Annotated in this window: 17 protein-coding genes; 7 read left to right on the top strand and 10 right to left on the bottom strand. The window is 68.6% G+C overall.

Going from position 1 to position 15,255, the window contains the following annotated elements; translation table 11 throughout:
- The first annotated feature begins 37 nt into the window (after positions 1-37).
- Complete coding sequence (locus tag V9K99_RS14620) at positions 38-880, top strand: hypothetical protein (protein WP_337323531.1); 843 nt, start codon at positions 38-40, stop codon at positions 878-880.
- 93 nt (positions 881-973) lie between these two features.
- Here V9K99_RS14620 and rpsN read toward each other — a convergent pair whose 3' ends face one another.
- Together rpsN and rpmG are read right to left on the bottom strand one after the other, a co-directional pair.
- Positions 974-1,279 (bottom strand): 30S ribosomal protein S14, encoded by a 306-nt coding sequence (rpsN, locus tag V9K99_RS14615; protein ID WP_337323532.1) that lies wholly within the window; start codon positions 1,277-1,279, stop codon positions 974-976.
- A 3-nt stretch (positions 1,280-1,282) separates the two neighbouring features.
- Positions 1,283-1,450 carry a 50S ribosomal protein L33 gene (gene rpmG / locus V9K99_RS14610; RefSeq protein WP_132156214.1) on the bottom strand — a complete coding sequence of 56 codons (168 nt, stop codon included), beginning with the start codon at positions 1,448-1,450 and terminating at the stop codon, positions 1,283-1,285.
- Between the two features lie 75 nt (positions 1,451-1,525).
- On the opposite strand from rpmG, the gene V9K99_RS14605 reads away from it, so the two are divergent.
- From V9K99_RS14605 to V9K99_RS14595, 3 genes are all read left to right on the top strand, one after another.
- The gene (locus V9K99_RS14605; RefSeq protein WP_337323533.1) at positions 1,526-2,632 is read left to right on the top strand and encodes a CobW family GTP-binding protein; all 1,107 of its coding nucleotides are present in this window, start codon (positions 1,526-1,528) and stop codon (positions 2,630-2,632) included.
- Positions 2,629-2,874 (top strand): type B 50S ribosomal protein L31, encoded by a 246-nt coding sequence (locus tag V9K99_RS14600; RefSeq protein ID WP_337323534.1) that lies wholly within the window; start codon positions 2,629-2,631, stop codon positions 2,872-2,874. The genes V9K99_RS14605 and V9K99_RS14600 overlap by 4 nt, the downstream gene beginning before the upstream one ends.
- A gap of 239 nt (positions 2,875-3,113) precedes the next feature.
- A complete protein-coding gene (locus tag V9K99_RS14595; protein WP_337323535.1) occupies positions 3,114-4,535 on the top strand; it encodes an aromatic amino acid lyase in 1,422 nt (473 codons plus the stop codon).
- Here the strand turns inward: V9K99_RS14595 and V9K99_RS14590 are convergent, their stop codons facing one another.
- The 3 genes from V9K99_RS14590 to V9K99_RS14580 all read right to left on the bottom strand — a co-directional run bounded on the left by V9K99_RS14590 (position 4,536) and on the right by V9K99_RS14580 (position 6,840).
- Complete coding sequence (locus V9K99_RS14590; protein WP_337323536.1) at positions 4,536-5,741, bottom strand: SGNH/GDSL hydrolase family protein; 1,206 nt, start codon at positions 5,739-5,741, stop codon at positions 4,536-4,538.
- A 277-nt stretch (positions 5,742-6,018) separates the two neighbouring features.
- The gene (locus V9K99_RS14585) at positions 6,019-6,435 is read right to left on the bottom strand and encodes an SRPBCC family protein (RefSeq protein WP_337323537.1); all 417 of its coding nucleotides are present in this window, start codon (positions 6,433-6,435) and stop codon (positions 6,019-6,021) included.
- A gap of 45 nt (positions 6,436-6,480) precedes the next feature.
- Positions 6,481-6,840, bottom strand: coding sequence for a VOC family protein (locus V9K99_RS14580; protein WP_337323538.1), 360 nt, complete (start codon positions 6,838-6,840; stop codon positions 6,481-6,483).
- 114 nt (positions 6,841-6,954) lie between these two features.
- On the opposite strand from V9K99_RS14580, the gene V9K99_RS14575 reads away from it, so the two are divergent.
- Positions 6,955-7,740, top strand: coding sequence for a helix-turn-helix domain-containing protein (locus V9K99_RS14575; protein WP_337323539.1), 786 nt, complete (start codon positions 6,955-6,957; stop codon positions 7,738-7,740).
- Here V9K99_RS14575 and V9K99_RS14570 read toward each other — a convergent pair.
- From V9K99_RS14570 to V9K99_RS14550, 5 genes are all read right to left on the bottom strand, one after another.
- Positions 7,715-9,235, bottom strand: a complete 1,521-nt coding sequence (locus V9K99_RS14570; protein WP_337323540.1) for a carboxylesterase/lipase family protein — start codon at positions 9,233-9,235, stop codon at positions 7,715-7,717. The two genes, V9K99_RS14575 and V9K99_RS14570, sit on opposite strands and share 26 nt — an antisense overlap.
- Positions 9,236-9,344: 109 nt before the next feature.
- Complete coding sequence (locus tag V9K99_RS14565) at positions 9,345-9,857, bottom strand: DinB family protein (protein ID WP_337323541.1); 513 nt, start codon at positions 9,855-9,857, stop codon at positions 9,345-9,347.
- A gap of 72 nt (positions 9,858-9,929) precedes the next feature.
- Positions 9,930-10,688 (bottom strand): IclR family transcriptional regulator, encoded by a 759-nt coding sequence (locus V9K99_RS14560; RefSeq protein WP_337323542.1) that lies wholly within the window; start codon positions 10,686-10,688, stop codon positions 9,930-9,932.
- 23 nt (positions 10,689-10,711) lie between these two features.
- Positions 10,712-10,903: a hypothetical protein gene (locus V9K99_RS14555; RefSeq protein WP_337323543.1), complete on the bottom strand. Its 192-nt coding sequence runs from the start codon at positions 10,901-10,903 to the stop codon at positions 10,712-10,714.
- Positions 10,903-11,799, bottom strand: a complete 897-nt coding sequence (locus V9K99_RS14550; RefSeq protein WP_337323544.1) for a GNAT family N-acetyltransferase — start codon at positions 11,797-11,799, stop codon at positions 10,903-10,905. The genes V9K99_RS14555 and V9K99_RS14550 overlap by 1 nt, the downstream gene beginning before the upstream one ends.
- 60 nt (positions 11,800-11,859) lie before the next feature.
- On the opposite strand from V9K99_RS14550, the gene hutH reads away from it, so the two are divergent.
- Together hutH and hutU are read left to right on the top strand one after the other, a co-directional pair.
- Positions 11,860-13,452, top strand: coding sequence for a histidine ammonia-lyase (gene hutH, locus V9K99_RS14545; RefSeq protein WP_337323587.1), 1,593 nt, complete (start codon positions 11,860-11,862; stop codon positions 13,450-13,452).
- A gap of 16 nt (positions 13,453-13,468) precedes the next feature.
- A complete protein-coding gene (gene hutU, locus V9K99_RS14540) occupies positions 13,469-15,124 on the top strand; it encodes a urocanate hydratase (protein ID WP_337323545.1) in 1,656 nt (551 codons plus the stop codon).
- Positions 15,125-15,255 lie beyond the last annotated feature (131 nt).

The raw sequence follows: 15,255 nt of genomic DNA, 5'->3' as shown, positions 1-15,255 counted from the left end.
TCAAGACTTTGTCGGGGGGCTGCGCCAAGGTGGGGGCATGGACATCTTCAGTGCAGGTCGGGATTTTGTACGGCGGGAGGCGCGGCTGGTCGAGAACCGGCTGTTCGCCGCGGAGTTCGAGGGCGCCGATCCGGCCGGGGTCGTGGACGCGCTGCGCGGTTACCAGAACGCGGACGGCGGGTTCGGGCACGGGCTGGAGCCGGACAAGCGCTGCCCGGACAGTCTTGCTCTCGATGTGCAGGTCGCGTTCGAGACTCTGCTGACCGCGGGTGCACGGGACGACCAGATGATCGGCCGGGCAGTCGACTGGCTGCAGTCGATCGCGACCCCCGATGGCGCCGTCCCGCTCTGCGGTCCGGCCGTCGAGGGCTACCCGCGGGCTGAGCACATCAGCGAATGGACCTACGAGCCCAGCCTCAACCCGACGGCTGCTCTGGTCGGGCAGCTCTACCGGTTCGGCTTCGAGCACCCGTGGCGGGAGAAGGCCGCCGCCTGGTGCGCCGCCGAGCTGGCCAAGGGCTTCCCCGAGGACGCCCACGCGATGCACGTCTCGATGGAGTACTTGGAGCACACCGAGGACGTCGACCTCGACAAGATCCGCGACTGGCTGCCCAAGCTCAGCTGGTACCGCGCCGACGCCGCTGATCCGTCGTACGGCGTGACACCACTGCACTTCGCTCCGACCCCGGACAGCTTTTGGCGCCCGCTCTTCGACGACGCCCAGCTCGAGGCGCACCTCGACCGCCTGATCGCCGACCAACAACCCGACGGCGGCTGGGCCCTCACCTGGGAACCCCCGAGCACCGCGGCCACCCTCGAGTACCGAGGCATCGTCACCGTCTCCGCCCTCAAAACCCTCAAGGCCTACAACCGCCTCTGACACGTACGACGGCCCTCCTCGAAGCCACCTGACTTCGGGGAGGGCCGTCGTGTTGCTGCCCGCGGCCGCGGCATCCACGTCGCGGCGCGGGCACTACCAGGAAGACTTGGTGATACCGGGGAGCTCGCCGCGGTGGGCCATCGTGCGGAAGCGGACGCGGGAGATGCCGGCCTTGCGCAGGTACCCGCGCGGGCGGCCGTCGGCGACGTCACGGTTCCGGACCCGGATCGGGCTGGCGTCCCGCGGGAGTTTCTGCAGTTTGAGCTGGGCCACGCCGCGCTCCTCGAAGGTCGACCGCGGGTCGGCGATGATCCGCTTCAGCTCGGCCCGGCGCTCGGCGTAGAGCGCGACGGTCCGCTTGCGCTGCTCGTTCTTGGCGATCTTGCTGGTCTTCGCCACGTCCTACCGCTCTTCGCGGAAGTCGACGTGCTGCCGGATCGAGGGGTCGTACTTGCGCATCACCAGCCGGTCGGGATTGTTCCGCCGGTTCTTGCGCGTTACATAGGTGAAGCCGGTGCCCGCCGTACTGCGGAGCTTGACGATCGGGCGAAGGTCGTTGCGCTTGGCCATACTGGTTCCTTTCCTGTACTCCGCTGGACAGTGTACGTTGTACTGGTAATCATTTTCAATAACGCAGGAGTGTGGATGCTGCCGGTGACCTTGCTCACGGGGATCGACGAGCCGTTCCGCGCCGCCGTCGCGGGGAATCTGCTGGCCGCCGCCGGATCGGCCGGCGTCCTCGTCGAGTACGACGTCAGTGGTCTGGCCGGCGGGTCCGTCGTACGGATCGCCCGGACGGCCGGCGGGGTGATCGACCGCGAGGTGATCCGGATGGGCCACCCGTGCGTCTCCTGCGCGATGCGCGGATCGCTCGTCGCCCTGCTGGTCAGCATCGCGGCGGTCGAGCGGTACGACGTCGCGATCGTGTCGGTCCCCGGCGCCGGGGACACGCAGGCAATCGCCGAGGAGATCGCCCGCGACGCCGCCGACGAGCTCCGCGTGGACGCGATCGTCACCACGGTCGACACCGCCAGCGTGGTCGACGACCTCACCGGCGACCAGTTGATCCAGGACCGCGGTATTCCGACCGCAGCCGAGGACGGTCGCGCGATCGCGGAGGTGATCGCCCGCCAGCTCGAGTACGCGAACGCGGCGGTGCTGAGCAGTGATGACGAGACCGTCCGGGCGCTGGTTCAGGCGATCAATCCGCAGCTGCTCATCCGGACCACGCCGGCCGGGCTGCTCGGCGTACGACTGCATGATCCGGACGCGGCCGAGACCTGGACGGAGCCTGGCTCGATCAGTGCGCCCGTGGAGACCGGCCCGGTGCGGACGCTGGTCTGGCAGTCGGCTCGACCGTTCCACCCCGAGCGGCTGTACGACGCCCTGGAGGATCTGGTCGCCGGTACGGCGCGGGGCCGGGGGACCGTCTGGATCGCGACCCAGCACCGCAACCGGCTGAGCTGGGACAGCTTCGGCACCAACATCTCGATCGGCGTGCTCGGACCGTGGCTGGCCGACCTGCCCGCCGACCGGTGGTCCGGGGTCGGTCAGCAGCACCAGGCCCGCTCGGCACTCGAGTGGCATCCCGAGTACGGCGACCGGGCGTCGTACCTGTCCATCACCGGGGTCGATCTGGACGTTCGGGAATTACGGAAGCGCCTGGATGGTTGTGTCCTGCGTGCGGACGAAGCGGTTCACCCATTGACCGATCCGTTCGCCCCTTATCTGGAAGGAAGTACGGCTGCATGAAGAAGGACATCCACCCCGACTACCGCCGGGTCGTCTTCCGGGACAAGTCCGGCGATTTCAGCTTCCTGACCGGTTCGACGCGCGAGAGCAACGAGACCATCGAGTGGCACGACGGGAACAGCTACCCGGTCGTTGACGTCGAGATCTCGTCCGCCAGCCACCCGTTCTACACGGGCCAGCAGCGCGTGATGGACACCCAGGGCCGGGTCGAGAAGTTCAAGAAGCGCTACGGCCAGAACTAACCCCTGGCTTTCCACAGCCCGTCGCCTGCTGGCGGCGGGCTGTTCCTTTGTGAGATGGGGTGCAGACGGACAGGAGGTGTCCGTCGGAAAGCGCATGCCGAGGGGGATTACGAGCACAGTCGTGCGCCCGCTGCTCGCTGACCTCCTGTCCGTCTGCACGTGACTCACTGTCTCGGATCCGAGATGGTGGGCGCTTGGAAGCGCTAGGTGCTGGGGGTGCTGGGGATCACACTGTGCGCATGGAGCCGGTGGAGATCTCTGGGGTTGGGCTGACCCCGCTGGAAGCGGTGGCGCTCGGGCAGCGGCGGACCGCGGTGCGGTTGAGTGACGACGCGCGGAAGCGGATGGCGGAGTCGGCCGCGGCGGTTGCCGAGGTGGCGCGTCACCGGCCGGTCTACGGGCGGACGACCGGGGTGGGCGCCAACCGGGATGTGCTCACGTCGGACCCGGAGCACGGGGCGCGGCTGCTCGGATCGCATTCCACCACCGGGACGACGTCGTACCCGAAGGATGTGGTCCGGCTCGGCCTGCTGATCCGGGTCAACCAACTGGCGGTCGGCGGATCTGGCCTCGACCCCGAGGTCGCCGATGCGATCGTTGCCCTGCTCAACGATGACGAACTGCCCGACCTGCACCGGGGTGGCGCGATCGGGACCGGGGATCTCGGGCCGCTGGCCGAGCTCGGGCTCGCCCTGGGCGACGTCATCGACGGGACCAGCGCGTTGCCGTTGCTCTCCAGCAACGCGATCACCCTGGCCGAGTGCTGTCTTGCGTACGTCGAGGCCGCCACGCTGATCAACGTCGTACCGCTCGTCGGGGCCCTGTCGCATGTCGCGCTCCGCGGCAACGCCGAGGTGTACGACGTCCGCGTCCACGAGGCCCGGCCACAACCGGGACAGGTCCGGGTGGCGCGCCGGATGCGCGGACTGCTGGACGGTCTGCCGATCCGGCCGGCCCGGGTCCAGGATCCGTTCGGGCTCAGGGCTTTCGCGCAGGTACTCGGACCGGCTGTCGACCATGTGGATGCTCTGGGCAACAGCCTGCGGATCGACATCAACGCGTCCGCGGAGAACCCGCTCGTGGCCGGTGACACCGTGCTGCACAACGGCAACTGGCACGCGATGCCGATCGCACTCGCGCTCGACTCGCTCCGGCTGAGCCTGCACAGCGTGGCGACCCTGTCGACGTCACGCGTCGCGAACCTGGTCGATCCGGACTTCTCCGGACTGAGCCGGTTCCTGGCCAGCGGCGCGGAGGCGAGTTCGGGCGTGATGATGATCGAGTACGTCGCTCATGACGCGCTATCCGGGGTTCGGTCGTCGGCGCAACCCGCGACACTCGGTACGGCGACGCTGTCGCGCGGAGCCGAGCACCACGCCAGCTTCGCGCCACAAGCCGCCGTACTGACGGCTCAACTCCTCGACGCACTGCGTGAAGTCCTGGCTTGTGAGTTGGTCACGGCCGTGCGGGCGATTCGCCTTGCAGGTTTGACGCCTGACGATCTCACGCCGGCTGCGGCCGGGCCGTGGCTGGCCGACGCGCTGACCGCGTTGCCAGGTGACCTCGCCGACCGGTCGTTGCGGGAGGACCTGGAGATCGCCCGCGGTCTGATGACGCAGTGGGGCGACCGCCAGGTCGAGCATCCCGCCGAATCCGGCTAGTCAGAGCTCCTTCAGGTCGAAGGCGGCGGCCATCGCCTTGAAGCCCACGGCGTTCGGGTGCAGGTGGTCGCCCACGTCGTACGCCGGAAGCATCTTCGACGGGTTGGCCGGATCGCGCACCGCCTTGTCGAAGTCGACGACCGCGTCGTACTCACCGGACGTCCGGATCCAGTGGTTGAGCGCCTGCCGGTCCGCCTCACCTTCGGGCGTGTAGTAACCGGCTCCCTCATACGGCGTCAGCGTCGCGCCGATCACCTTCAACCCCGCCTGATGCGCGCGCTGGATGAACTGGCGATGCACCGCGATTAGATCAGCCGGGTCAGTCGCACCGCGGCTGCCACCGATGTCATTGATGCCTTCGAGCAGTACGACGGTCCGCACGCCGGCCTGCCCGATCACGTCCCGGTCGAACCGCGCCAGCGTCGAGTCTCCCGCCGTACCGGCATTGTTGAGCAGCCGGTTGCCACTGATGCCGGCATTGAGTACGCCGAGTTCGCGAGGTGAGGCCAGCAACCGGTCGGCCAACTGATCCGGGTAGCGCAGGTTCTGGTCGATCGGCGAGACCACGCCGTCCGTGATCGAGTCGCCGAACAGCACGACCGAGCCGCGCACCCGGCTCTTCACGTCGACGCCCTCGATGATGTAGCGGGCCATACCGGGGTTCGCCTGGTACTGCGATCCATCGCCGCCGGTCTGGTCACCAGTGGCCAGGAAGCTCGTCGCGTATCCGGCCGGGTGCTGGGTCAGCGGACCGGTCGGACCCGGGAAGTAGGTGCTGATCACCAGGTCGGTGTCCTCCGGCACGACGATTCGCACCGGGTCGGACACCCACTCAGCACCGACTGGGATCGTGACCGACGGCCTGCCGCCGAACAGCACCGGGACCAGCTTGGCCGGCTGGACTGTCGGCGTACCGGCGAGGTCAGCGGCCCGCGGTGTCACCGTCACCTTGCCGACGCGGAGCGGGGATGTGCCGTAGACATTCGACAATCGCAGCCTGAGCTCGGACCCACCAACCGAGACATGGGCGACCTGCCGGAGGGTCGCGTCCGTGACACCGGTCGCCGACAGTCCCGACGTACCCGGCGGAGTGACGGCGACCGCCCAGCTCCCGATCCAATCGGCAGACGGCGAGGCCGAGGCCGTCGGAGTGAGCGGAATAACCAGCAGAGCCAGAGCGGCAACGACCTGTTTGAGACGACGCATAAGACCACCTTCGTCTGGGCGGAAACGGGGGTCACCTCGATCTCACCCTCGGTCGCCTACCCCTCGCAACCAGTCAGCGCCGAGCGGTCGATCCGCTGCGGTGGGCGGACGGTCTACCGGATCTCCCCCACTCACCAAGCGCCCGTTCCGGCGCCGCTCGAGCGGACGATGAGCGTACCGCCGAAGCGACGGGGCGACTTGGTGAGTGGCGGACGTCCGCACCTCACAGCTCGACGGGCAGAACTCGGGTGATTCCGCGGAGAGCCGTTGTCCGTGATCAGGAAGGCGACGAGGCGTGGGATTCGAGCGTCTGCTTGATCACGCCGAGGCCTTGAGTCATGCCCGTTTCGATGGGCAGGACAAGGTCGTCGGGCAGTACATCGTGGATCCAGATCAGCCGGCACGTGTGCGCGTCCTCGGCGACGATTTGCATCGAGGCGTTGTCGTGAACGGGGTGGAAACTCTCGCCCACCACCGTGTAGACGATTCGACGAGCCTCGTCGTCGACGGCGACGAACCGTTCTCGTGCCACGGTGCCGTCGGCGAAGGTGACGATTCGGCAGTCTCCGTCGACGCGGGTGTCGACGACGTAGCCGGGTGCCATCAGGGATGGACCCGCGGCGAAGTCGCCGATCACCTTCCAGGCGTCGTCAGCGCTGGAGTTGATCAGGGTTTCCTTGCTGATTGTTGCCATGTCTCCTACCTGTGGTGGATATCCGCTGGGCGGCGGATGCTTGCTTCACTCGCTCGGGACGAGGCAGAACAGGTGTCCCTCGGGGTCGGCGAGGACCACCCACTCCGCACCGCCGGGCTGGAACTCGGGCTTGGTCGCGCCGAGGGTGAGCAGTTCCTTGACGGTGTGCTCGACGTCGGCGACCTTGAAATCGAGGTGGGCGTGCTTGGCGGAGTCCGGCCAGCCCGGTCCCTGGTAGCCGTCGATCCGCTGGAAGGCGAGCTGGATCGGCCCCTCGCCCACGGAGGCGGATTCGTCGTCGCTGTGCGTGATCTGCCAGCCGGTGAGGTCCTGATAGAACTGCGCCAGCGCCTTGGGGGCGGCGCAGTCGATGGTGATCGTGGTGAGCTCCGCGCGGATTGTCATGTCGATCTCTCCTTTGTGTCGTCGTTCGGCGCCAAGCATCCGTTCCCGAGCACCGCGGAGTCTTGAAGATCCTTGCGGGCCGTTTTGTCGGACCTGCCGGATAACGTCATCGGCGTGCTGTCAGCCGTGACCCTCGCAGCCCGGCCCGAGTTCACCGTGAGTGCGGTGGCCTGCCGTGCCGACCACACCCGATGGTCGGAGCCGGAAGCCGGTGACGACCGCCGGTTGGTTCTCGTCCGGCGTGGCCGGTTCCGGCGGTGTGCCGACGGCGCCGAGGCCGATCTGGATCCCACGATCGGCTATCTGGGGCTGCCAGGTGAGGAGGAGCGGTTCGCCCATCCGGCCGGCGGCGACGTGTGCACCTCGGTGAGCTTCGCGGACGCGCTGTGGGAAGGGCATACGCGCAAGGGGGCCGTGTACGTGGATGCCCGCGTCGATCTGGCTCATCGTCGGGTCCTCGCCGCCGCCGGCGGAGGCGACATCGACTTCGCACTGACAGAGGAGATGCTTCGTCTTGTCGCGCTGGCAAGTCGGCGACCGTTCGCGCGGCTGGGGCCCGCCGACCGGGCCCTGGCTGCGGCGGCCCGGGAAGCAATCACCGCTGGAGTGCCGGAGGCGGCGGGGCTGTGCTCGCTGGCCACAGTGCTTGACGTCTCGCCGTACCGGCTGAGCCGGGCGTTCTCCCAGCAGACGGGTGTGTCGCTGACCCGCTACCGCAACCGTGTCCGGGTCGGCCGGGCTATGGATCGGCTCGCGGAAGGTGGGACCGGCCTTGCCCAATTGGCCGCCGAGCTCGGCTTCGCCGACCAGGCACATCTCACCCGCACCGTCCGGGAGCACCTGGGGCACACGCCGACCGCGTTGCGCCGCCTACTCACCCCGGCGACACCACCTGACTGACCGTGGAGGGCGCCGTACTGGCGAGCGAGTACCAGAAGGCGACGCGGTGGTCTTCGGCGAAGTTCGTTCGGCTGGTGCCGGTCTGGTTGAGGGACTGGACTCTGTGGTCGCGTGGCGCGGTGCGCGGCCAGGGGGTGGTGCCGGTGCGGGCGAAGTTCGCCCAGTGGGTGATGAGTTCGTCGGCGTACTGCTGCTGAGGCGGGTCGAAGATCTTCAGGTCGAAGAAGTAGGCGACCTCGCTGAGGTGGTGAGTACCGACCGGCCACTCGGGCTTCGGTGCTCCGGCGTACCAGGGGGCGTCGCCCGCGAACTCGACGGCGTACGTCGGCATTCGTCCGGACAGCAGGCGGTTGGTCTTCGCGGCGGGCGTCGACCAGTGCGAGTCGGTCATCACGGTTGCGAGCGCGCGTCCGGCCGGCCGGACGTCGGCGTACTCGGTCAGGATCTTGTCGGCGTCCGTGCCGAAGGTGTCGCGGACGGCTGTCTCGTACTCCGTCTGAGTGATCGGTGCGCCGGAGAAGATCTCCTGGGCGGCGTAGCGACCGGACTCCTCGTCGTGGTTGACGGCGTGCAGGACTGGGACCTGGTTGACCATGCTTTTTGCCGGATGGAGTGGAAGCACTGGCCCGCCGAGCACCGGGCCGAACTCGTCGGCTTCGGTGGCTGCCAGCAAACGGTCAGCTGGGATCGCCCGTAAGTAGGCTGCTGTGGTGCAGTTGAGGTCGGCCGCGAGTTGGCGGCTGTATTCGTAGGCGACTGTCCGCGGCCTTGGTGCCGCGTAGTTGAGCTTGGAGTACTCCTGCGCGCACGGACCGCTCTGGATGATCGCGCGATCGAACAGTCCGGCCGCGGTCGGAGAGGCCAGGTGGTCGCACACGCTGTACGCGCCGGCGGATTCACCCATCAGGGTCACGTTCCGGGGATCGCCGCCGAAGGCCGCCGCGTTCCTCCGGACCCAGCGCAGTGCGGCCTGCTGGTCCTCCAGGCCGTAGTTCCCCGAGCCGCTGCCGAGCAACGGGCTGGCGAGAAATCCGAACGCACCGAGCCGGTACTGCGCCTGGACCACGACCACATCGCCACGGTCCGCGAACCGGTTCGGTCCGTAGACGCTCGTCGCGCCGTTCGTGAAGCTGCCGCCGTGGATCCACACCACGACCGGACGGTTCTTCCCAGCCCGGGCCGGCGTGGTCACGTCCAGGTAGAGGCAGTCCTCGTTCGTGCTCGCGACACCGACCGGATGCTCACCCTGTGCACAACTCTTGGCGTACTCCTTCGCGTCACGCACCCCCGACCAGGGCGCGGCCGGCCGTGGTGACCGCCAGCGCTCGGGTGGAGCGGCGTACGGGATGCCCCGGAAAGTCCGTACATCGTCCTGGACGATGCCACGTAGTAGCCCACCTTCCGTCCGGACGACCTCATCATCAGCAACCGCGGGAACCACTCCGACAGCACCAAGTGCAACAGCCCCGACAACAGCAGCCAGACCGCGAATCACGATGCTCCTCCTGGATCAACGACGGAGCCTCAACCCTCGCCGTCGCAGGCGGATCCCGCAGTCAGCCCACCTCCCCACCGGAGGTAGTGCTAGGCCCACTCGGCTGCGTTCAATGGCCTGTTGTGCCGTCGATCGCCTCTCGGATGATGTCGGCGTGACCGTTGTGCCGCGCGGTCTCCTGGACCATGTGGATCAGGATCGCCCGCAGGTTGACCTCGGCGCCCCACGGCGTCGTGACCACGTCGTCGAGCCCACCGGCGGCCACCACGGCCCGGGCCCGCTCGCAGGTCCGTAGGTACTGCCCGACCACCTCGTCGGCCGTCTCGTCGGGACCGACGCGAAACTCCGCATCTGGGTCACCATCGGTCGGGAACAGATCCGGCTCGGGCAACCCTGCGTAGATCTTGAGGAACCAGCCATGCTCCGTCTCGGCCAGGTGCTTCACCAACCCCAGCAGGCTGAGCCCAGACGCCGTCATCGGCCGGCGCAGCGCCTCGCCTTCGAGCCCTTCCAGCTTGCGAAGCAGAGTGGCCCGGTGAAAGTCGAGCTGCTGCGTCAGCGCGCCACGCTCATCAGCCAGCCGATCCGGCGTGGCCCGCTCCACCGGCGACGTAAATGTCATGCGCCGACAATACGATCGCCGAAAGACAACACCTGCTGCCCAACCAGAGACTGCGTGGCGCGTGTGGGTGGGTCAGCCGTGGAGGCGGCGGGTTAGGGCGGTGGCGGCTTGGCGGATTCTGTGGGCGAGGATGTGGCGGTCGGCGGGAGGTACGGCGTCGGTGCGGAAGGTGACGCTGATCGCGGCGACCGGGTGGCCGGCGTGGTCGACGGCGGCGCTCGCCACCGACGAGAGGCCTGGGCTGATGAAGGAGTCCTCGACCGCGTAGCCCTGGCGTTTCTCGTCGGCCAGTAGGCGACGCAGTTGGGTCAAGGTCTGCGGTCCGTAGTCGGTACGCCGTACGAAAGTATCCGGGCTCGGGAACAGCGCGCGGACCTGGGCCGGCGGGAGTTCGGCGAGTAGGGCGCGGCCGGAGGCGGTCAGGGTGGCGGGGAGGCGTACGCCGACGTCCGTGACGAGGGTGACCGGCCGGGGCGGCTGTTCCTTCAGCAGGTAGACGAGCTCACGACCATGCAGTACGCCGAGATGCGCGGTCTGGCCGACCTCCGCGACCAGTTGGACGAGCAGCGGGCGGGCGAGCCGCTCGAGCGGGTCGTGGCGCAGATACGCCGAGCCGATCTCGAACGCGGCCACCCCGAGCCCGAACCGCTTCTCCTCCGGCAGATGGACCACGAAACCCTCGTCGATCATTGCTCGCAGCAAGTGGTACGTCGACGAGCGCGGCAGGCCGACCGCGGAGGCGATGCGCTCCATCGGCACGGGACCGGGCTGGGTGGCCAGGAACGTCAGCACCCGCAGAGTGCGGGTCGAGGCGGGAACGTTGCCGCTCACAACGGCAGCGTAACCGCGAAGTCTCAGATTCCGGACGATTCGCGGGACTTGGCCCGGTCGCGGCGCAACCAGAGCCGGGCACCCTCACCGGCCAGCGCCAGCCCGAACAGGCCGCCGGCGATCAACCAGTCGACGATCTGGTCATCACCGGACATCAGGAACCCGACGCCGAGCGAGAGCACGCCGAAGAACGTGAGCGAGAGGAACAAACGCATCAGAGAGCCTTCTCCGCGGTCCAGGCAGCCGACGACACCTTGTAGCCGAGCCATGTGTTCACTGCGAGCATTGGGGCGTTCGCCGCGTCGTTGCCGGTGTAAGCGGTGACGAACCCGGCATCCCGGGCGCGCGTCAGAGCCGCGGACTTGACCACTTTCGCCAGCCCTCGACCGCGGGCGGCCGGGATCGTCCCGGTCAGGTTGGACCAGATCACCCGCCGCTCCGGATCGGCCGTCGTGATCACGAACGAGAGCACGGTGTCACCGTCGAGCACCGCGATGCTGAGGTCGCGGCGCAGGTCCGGGTCGGCCCAGTCGGTCGCCAGCCATTCGTCGTACGGCGCTGCGAACGACAAGCCGCTCGGATCACCCTCGACGACGCCCACGACCGCGCGCCAGACCTGCTCCGGACCCACCTGCTCGAAATCGGCCACGCGCAGACCTTCGGGTGCGGGAACCGGCGACGGTACGGCGCTCAGGTCCGCACGGGAATGGCTCATCCGGCGACCGATGGTGAACCCTCGCCGGATCGCGAACTCCTTGGACTCGTCGCTGTCCTCGACCACGACCAGGAGACCGGCCGCTCCGACCCTCTCGGCTTCCGAGCAGATGGCCGCGGACAGCAGGCTGCCGATACCGCGCCGGCGGAGCTCGGGCGGCACCGACACGGAGATCCGCACCCGCGGCGCCTGCACGCCGGGGTCGGGCAGGAACACGTTCCCGTAGCCGACCACGTCGGAACCATCGACCGCGACCAGCGCGACCCGGCGCTTGCTGTTGCGGAGTCCGTTCTCGATTCCGCGGGCCGTTCGCACCAGGTGCGGCATCGCGGCCGCCCAGACCCGAGCGATTCCGACCGCATCATCCGGCTCCGCCGTCCGGATCTCGAACACCATTCCTTCACTCTAGGTGGCGGGCGGTCCATCCATATGTCTCAGATGCGAGACAGAAAGTGCATGGCGCTGCTGTCGGATGCTCGTGCCGCGCGGTGGAATGAACGCGTGGATGAGCAGAACGAGGTGATCGTCGGCGTCGGCCCGCTGAGTGCGGCCGAGGTCGTGGCGGTGGCGCGGTACGGCGCCCGGGTCCGGATCGACGACCTGGCGCTCGAGGAGATCGCGAAGTCGCGAGCTGCGATCGAGGCACTCGCCCACGCGGACACTCCGCACTACGGCGTCTCGACCGGCTTCGGCGCCCTCGCGACCCGGCACATCGCACCGGAACTGCGCGCCCAGCTGCAGCGCAGCCTGGTCCGATCGCACGCGGCCGGCTCCGGCCCCGAGGTGGAGACCGAGGTCGTCCGGGCACTCACCCTGCTCCGGCTGTCGACGCTGGCGACCGGCCGCACCGGTGTGAAGGTCGAAACGGCCCAGGCGTACGCCGGTCTGCTCAACGCCGGCCTGGCTCCGGTGGTGCACGAGTACGGCAGCCTCGGCTGTTCCGGTGACCTCGCGCCGCTGTCGCATGTCGCTCTCGCGGTGATGGGCGAGGGCACCGTTCGTGATGCCGACGGCAACCTCCTGGACGCCGGCGAGGCACTGGCGGCGCATGGACTGACGCCGGTCGTGCTGGCCGAGAAGGAAGGCCTCGCGCTGATCAACGGCACCGACGGCATGCTCGGCATGCTGGTGCTCGCTCTCGCCGACCTCGATCGCCTGTTCAAGACCGCCGACCTCGCCGCCGCGATGAGCGTCGAAGGCCAACTCGGAACCGACCGGGTGTTCGCCGACGACCTGCAGGCCCTGCGGCCGCATCCCGGTCAGCGATCCGCCGCCGCGAACCTGCGCGCGATCCTCGCCGACAGCGCGATCGTCGCCAGCCACCGCGGTCCCGAGTGCAACCGCGTCCAGGACGCCTACTCCCTGCGCTGTTCGCCGCAGGTCCACGGTGCAGCCCGCGACACCGCGGCGCACGCGGCCACGGTCGCCGACCGCGAGCTCGCCGCCGCGATCGACAACCCGGTCGTCCTCCCCGATGGCCGGGTCGAGTCGAACGGCAACTTCCACGGCGCCCCGGTCGGCTACGTGCTCGACTTCCTCGCGATCGCCGTCGCGGACCTGGCCAGCATCAGCGAACGTCGTACCGACCGTTTCCTCGACGTCGCCCGGAACCACGGGCTGAACGCGTTCCTGGCCGACGATCCCGGGGTGGACAGCGGTCACATGATCGCGCAGTACACGCAGGCCGCGATCGTGTCCGAGCTCAAGCGGCTCGCCGTACCGGCCAGTGTGGACTCCATCCCGAGCAGTGCGATGCAGGAGGACCACGTCTCGATGGGCTGGTCGGCCGCGCGCAAGCTGCGGAAGGCGATCGACGGGCTGCAGCGCGTCCTCGCCGTCGAGATCCTGACCGCCGCGCGGGCGCTCGACCTGCGCGCGCCACTAGCCCCGGCGCCGGCCACCGCCGCCGTCCGGGACGCCCTGCGGGAATACGTCGAGGGGCCGGGAACCGACCGGCATCTCGCGCCCGAGATCGAGCACTCCGTCCGCCTTGTTGCTGACGGCACCTACCTGTCCGCTGCCGAGGCCGTCACCGGCCCACTGTCCTAGAAAGGCTGGATCACCCATGTCCGGACCCCGTCCCGTGCGCGCGCCCCGCGGTACCACCCTCACCGCCCGCGGCTGGCAGCAGGAAGCCGCACTGCGGATGCTGCAGAACAACCTCGACCCCGAGGTCGCCGAGCACCCTGACGAGTTGGTCGTGTACGGCGGCTCCGGCAAGGCGGCCCGGGACTGGAACTCGTTCGACGCGATGGTGCGCACGCTGACCACGCTGAAGGACGACGAGACGATGCTCGTGCAGTCGGGCCGCCCGGTCGGCGTGATGCAGACGCACGAGTGGGCACCGCGGGTGCTGATCGCGAACTCGAACCTGGTCGGCGATTGGGCCACCTGGGAGGAGTTCCGCAAGCTGGAGGCGATGGGGCTGACGATGTACGGCCAGATGACGGCCGGCTCGTGGATCTACATCGGCACCCAAGGCATCCTGCAGGGCACCTACGAGACCTTCGGCGCGGTCGCCGAGAAGAAATTCGGCGGCTCGCTGGCCGGCACGATCACACTGACCGCCGGGCTCGGCGGTATGGGTGGTGCGCAGCCGCTGGCCGTGACGATGAACGACGGCGTCGCGATCTGCATCGACGTGGACGAGTCGCGGATCCAGCGTCGTATCGAGCACCGCTACCTCGACGTCCGTGCGTCGTCGGTCGACGAGGCGCTGCGGCTGGCCGAAGAGGCGAAGGCGGCGCGGAAGCCGCTGTCGATCGGTGTCCTGGGCAACGCGGCCACGATCGTCCCCGATCTGCTGCAGCGTGGTGCGCCGATCGACATCGTCACCGATCAGACGTCGGCGCACGACCCGTTGATGTACCTGCCGATCGGTGTCGAGTTCGAGGACTGGACGACCGCGCGGGAGAAGGACCCGGCCGGGTTCACCCAGCGGGCGCAGGAGTCGATGGCCAAGCACGTGGAGGCGATGGTGGGCTTCCAGGATGCGGGTGCCGAGGTATTCGACTACGGCAACTCGATCCGCGACGAGGCTCGCAAGGCCGGATACGCCCGGGCGTTTGAGTTCCCCGGGTTCGTACCGGCGTACATCCGGCCCTTGTTCTGCGAGGGTAAGGGCCCGTTCCGGTGGGCGGCGTTGTCCGGTAACCCGGCCGACATCGCCAAGACCGACCAGGCCATTCTCGACCTGTTCCCGGACAACGAGCACCTGAGCCGCTGGATCAAGCTGGCCGGCGAGCGGGTCGCGTTCCAGGGTCTGCCGGCCCGGATCTGCTGGCTCGGTCAGGGCGAGCGGGACAAGGCCGGCGTCCGGTTCAACGAGATGGTTGCCTCCGGCGAGCTCGAGGCTCCGATCGTGATCGGGCGGGATCACCTGGACACCGGTAGCGTCGCGTCGCCGTACCGGGAGACCGAAGGAATGCTGGACGGCTCGGACGCGATCGCGGACTGGCCGTTGCTGAACGCGATGGTGAACGTGGCCAGCGGCGCGTCCTGGGTGTCGATCCACCACGGCGGTGGCGTCGGCATCGGCCGGTCCATCCATGCCGGCCAGGTATCGGTTGCCGACGGCACCGATTTGGCCCGGCGGAAGCTGGAGCGGGTACTGAGCAACGACCCGGCGATGGGTGTCATCCGGCACGTCGACGCCGGTTACGACAAGGCGGCCGAGGTGGCCGCGGAACGGGGCGTCAGGGTTCCGATGCAGGAATCCTGACGACTGAGTGCGACCGTGGCATTCTTCACCGCTATGGTGCACTTTCCGGGGAGCGAGAATCCGTGCGATCGCGTGGCTTCGGTCTCTCGTTCCGCTAGGGTCGATCGGGCGACCGACGACGAGCGCGAAGG

The organism is Kribbella sp. CCNWLW201, from assembly GCF_037203805.1.
Lineage (GTDB): Bacteria > Actinomycetota > Actinomycetes > Propionibacteriales > Kribbellaceae > Kribbella.
This window is presented reverse-complemented; position numbering and strand designations above follow the sequence as displayed.

What these genes read in the sequence shown, in the direction of transcription:
- V9K99_RS14620 (WP_337323531.1), top strand. Translation starts at nt 38, where the DNA reads ATGGACATCTTCAGTGCAGGTCGGGATTTTGTACGGCGGGAGGCGCGG.
- rpmG (WP_132156214.1), bottom strand. Translation starts at nt 1,450, where the DNA reads ATGGCCAAGCGCAACGACCTTCGCCCGATCGTCAAGCTCCGCAGTACG.
- V9K99_RS14605 (WP_337323533.1), top strand. Translation starts at nt 1,526, where the DNA reads ATGCTGCCGGTGACCTTGCTCACGGGGATCGACGAGCCGTTCCGCGCC.
- V9K99_RS14600 (WP_337323534.1), top strand. Translation starts at nt 2,629, where the DNA reads ATGAAGAAGGACATCCACCCCGACTACCGCCGGGTCGTCTTCCGGGAC.
- V9K99_RS14595 (WP_337323535.1), top strand. Translation starts at nt 3,114, where the DNA reads ATGGAGCCGGTGGAGATCTCTGGGGTTGGGCTGACCCCGCTGGAAGCG.
- V9K99_RS14590 (WP_337323536.1), bottom strand. Translation starts at nt 5,741, where the DNA reads ATGCGTCGTCTCAAACAGGTCGTTGCCGCTCTGGCTCTGCTGGTTATT.
- V9K99_RS14585 (WP_337323537.1), bottom strand. Translation starts at nt 6,435, where the DNA reads ATGGCAACAATCAGCAAGGAAACCCTGATCAACTCCAGCGCTGACGAC.
- V9K99_RS14580 (WP_337323538.1), bottom strand. Translation starts at nt 6,840, where the DNA reads ATGACAATCCGCGCGGAGCTCACCACGATCACCATCGACTGCGCCGCC.
- V9K99_RS14565 (WP_337323541.1), bottom strand. Translation starts at nt 9,857, where the DNA reads ATGACATTTACGTCGCCGGTGGAGCGGGCCACGCCGGATCGGCTGGCT.
- V9K99_RS14555 (WP_337323543.1), bottom strand. Translation starts at nt 10,903, where the DNA reads ATGCGTTTGTTCCTCTCGCTCACGTTCTTCGGCGTGCTCTCGCTCGGC.
- V9K99_RS14550 (WP_337323544.1), bottom strand. Translation starts at nt 11,799, where the DNA reads ATGGTGTTCGAGATCCGGACGGCGGAGCCGGATGATGCGGTCGGAATC.
- hutH (WP_337323587.1), top strand. Translation starts at nt 11,860, where the DNA reads ATGGCGCTGCTGTCGGATGCTCGTGCCGCGCGGTGGAATGAACGCGTG.
- hutU (WP_337323545.1), top strand. Translation starts at nt 13,469, where the DNA reads ATGTCCGGACCCCGTCCCGTGCGCGCGCCCCGCGGTACCACCCTCACC.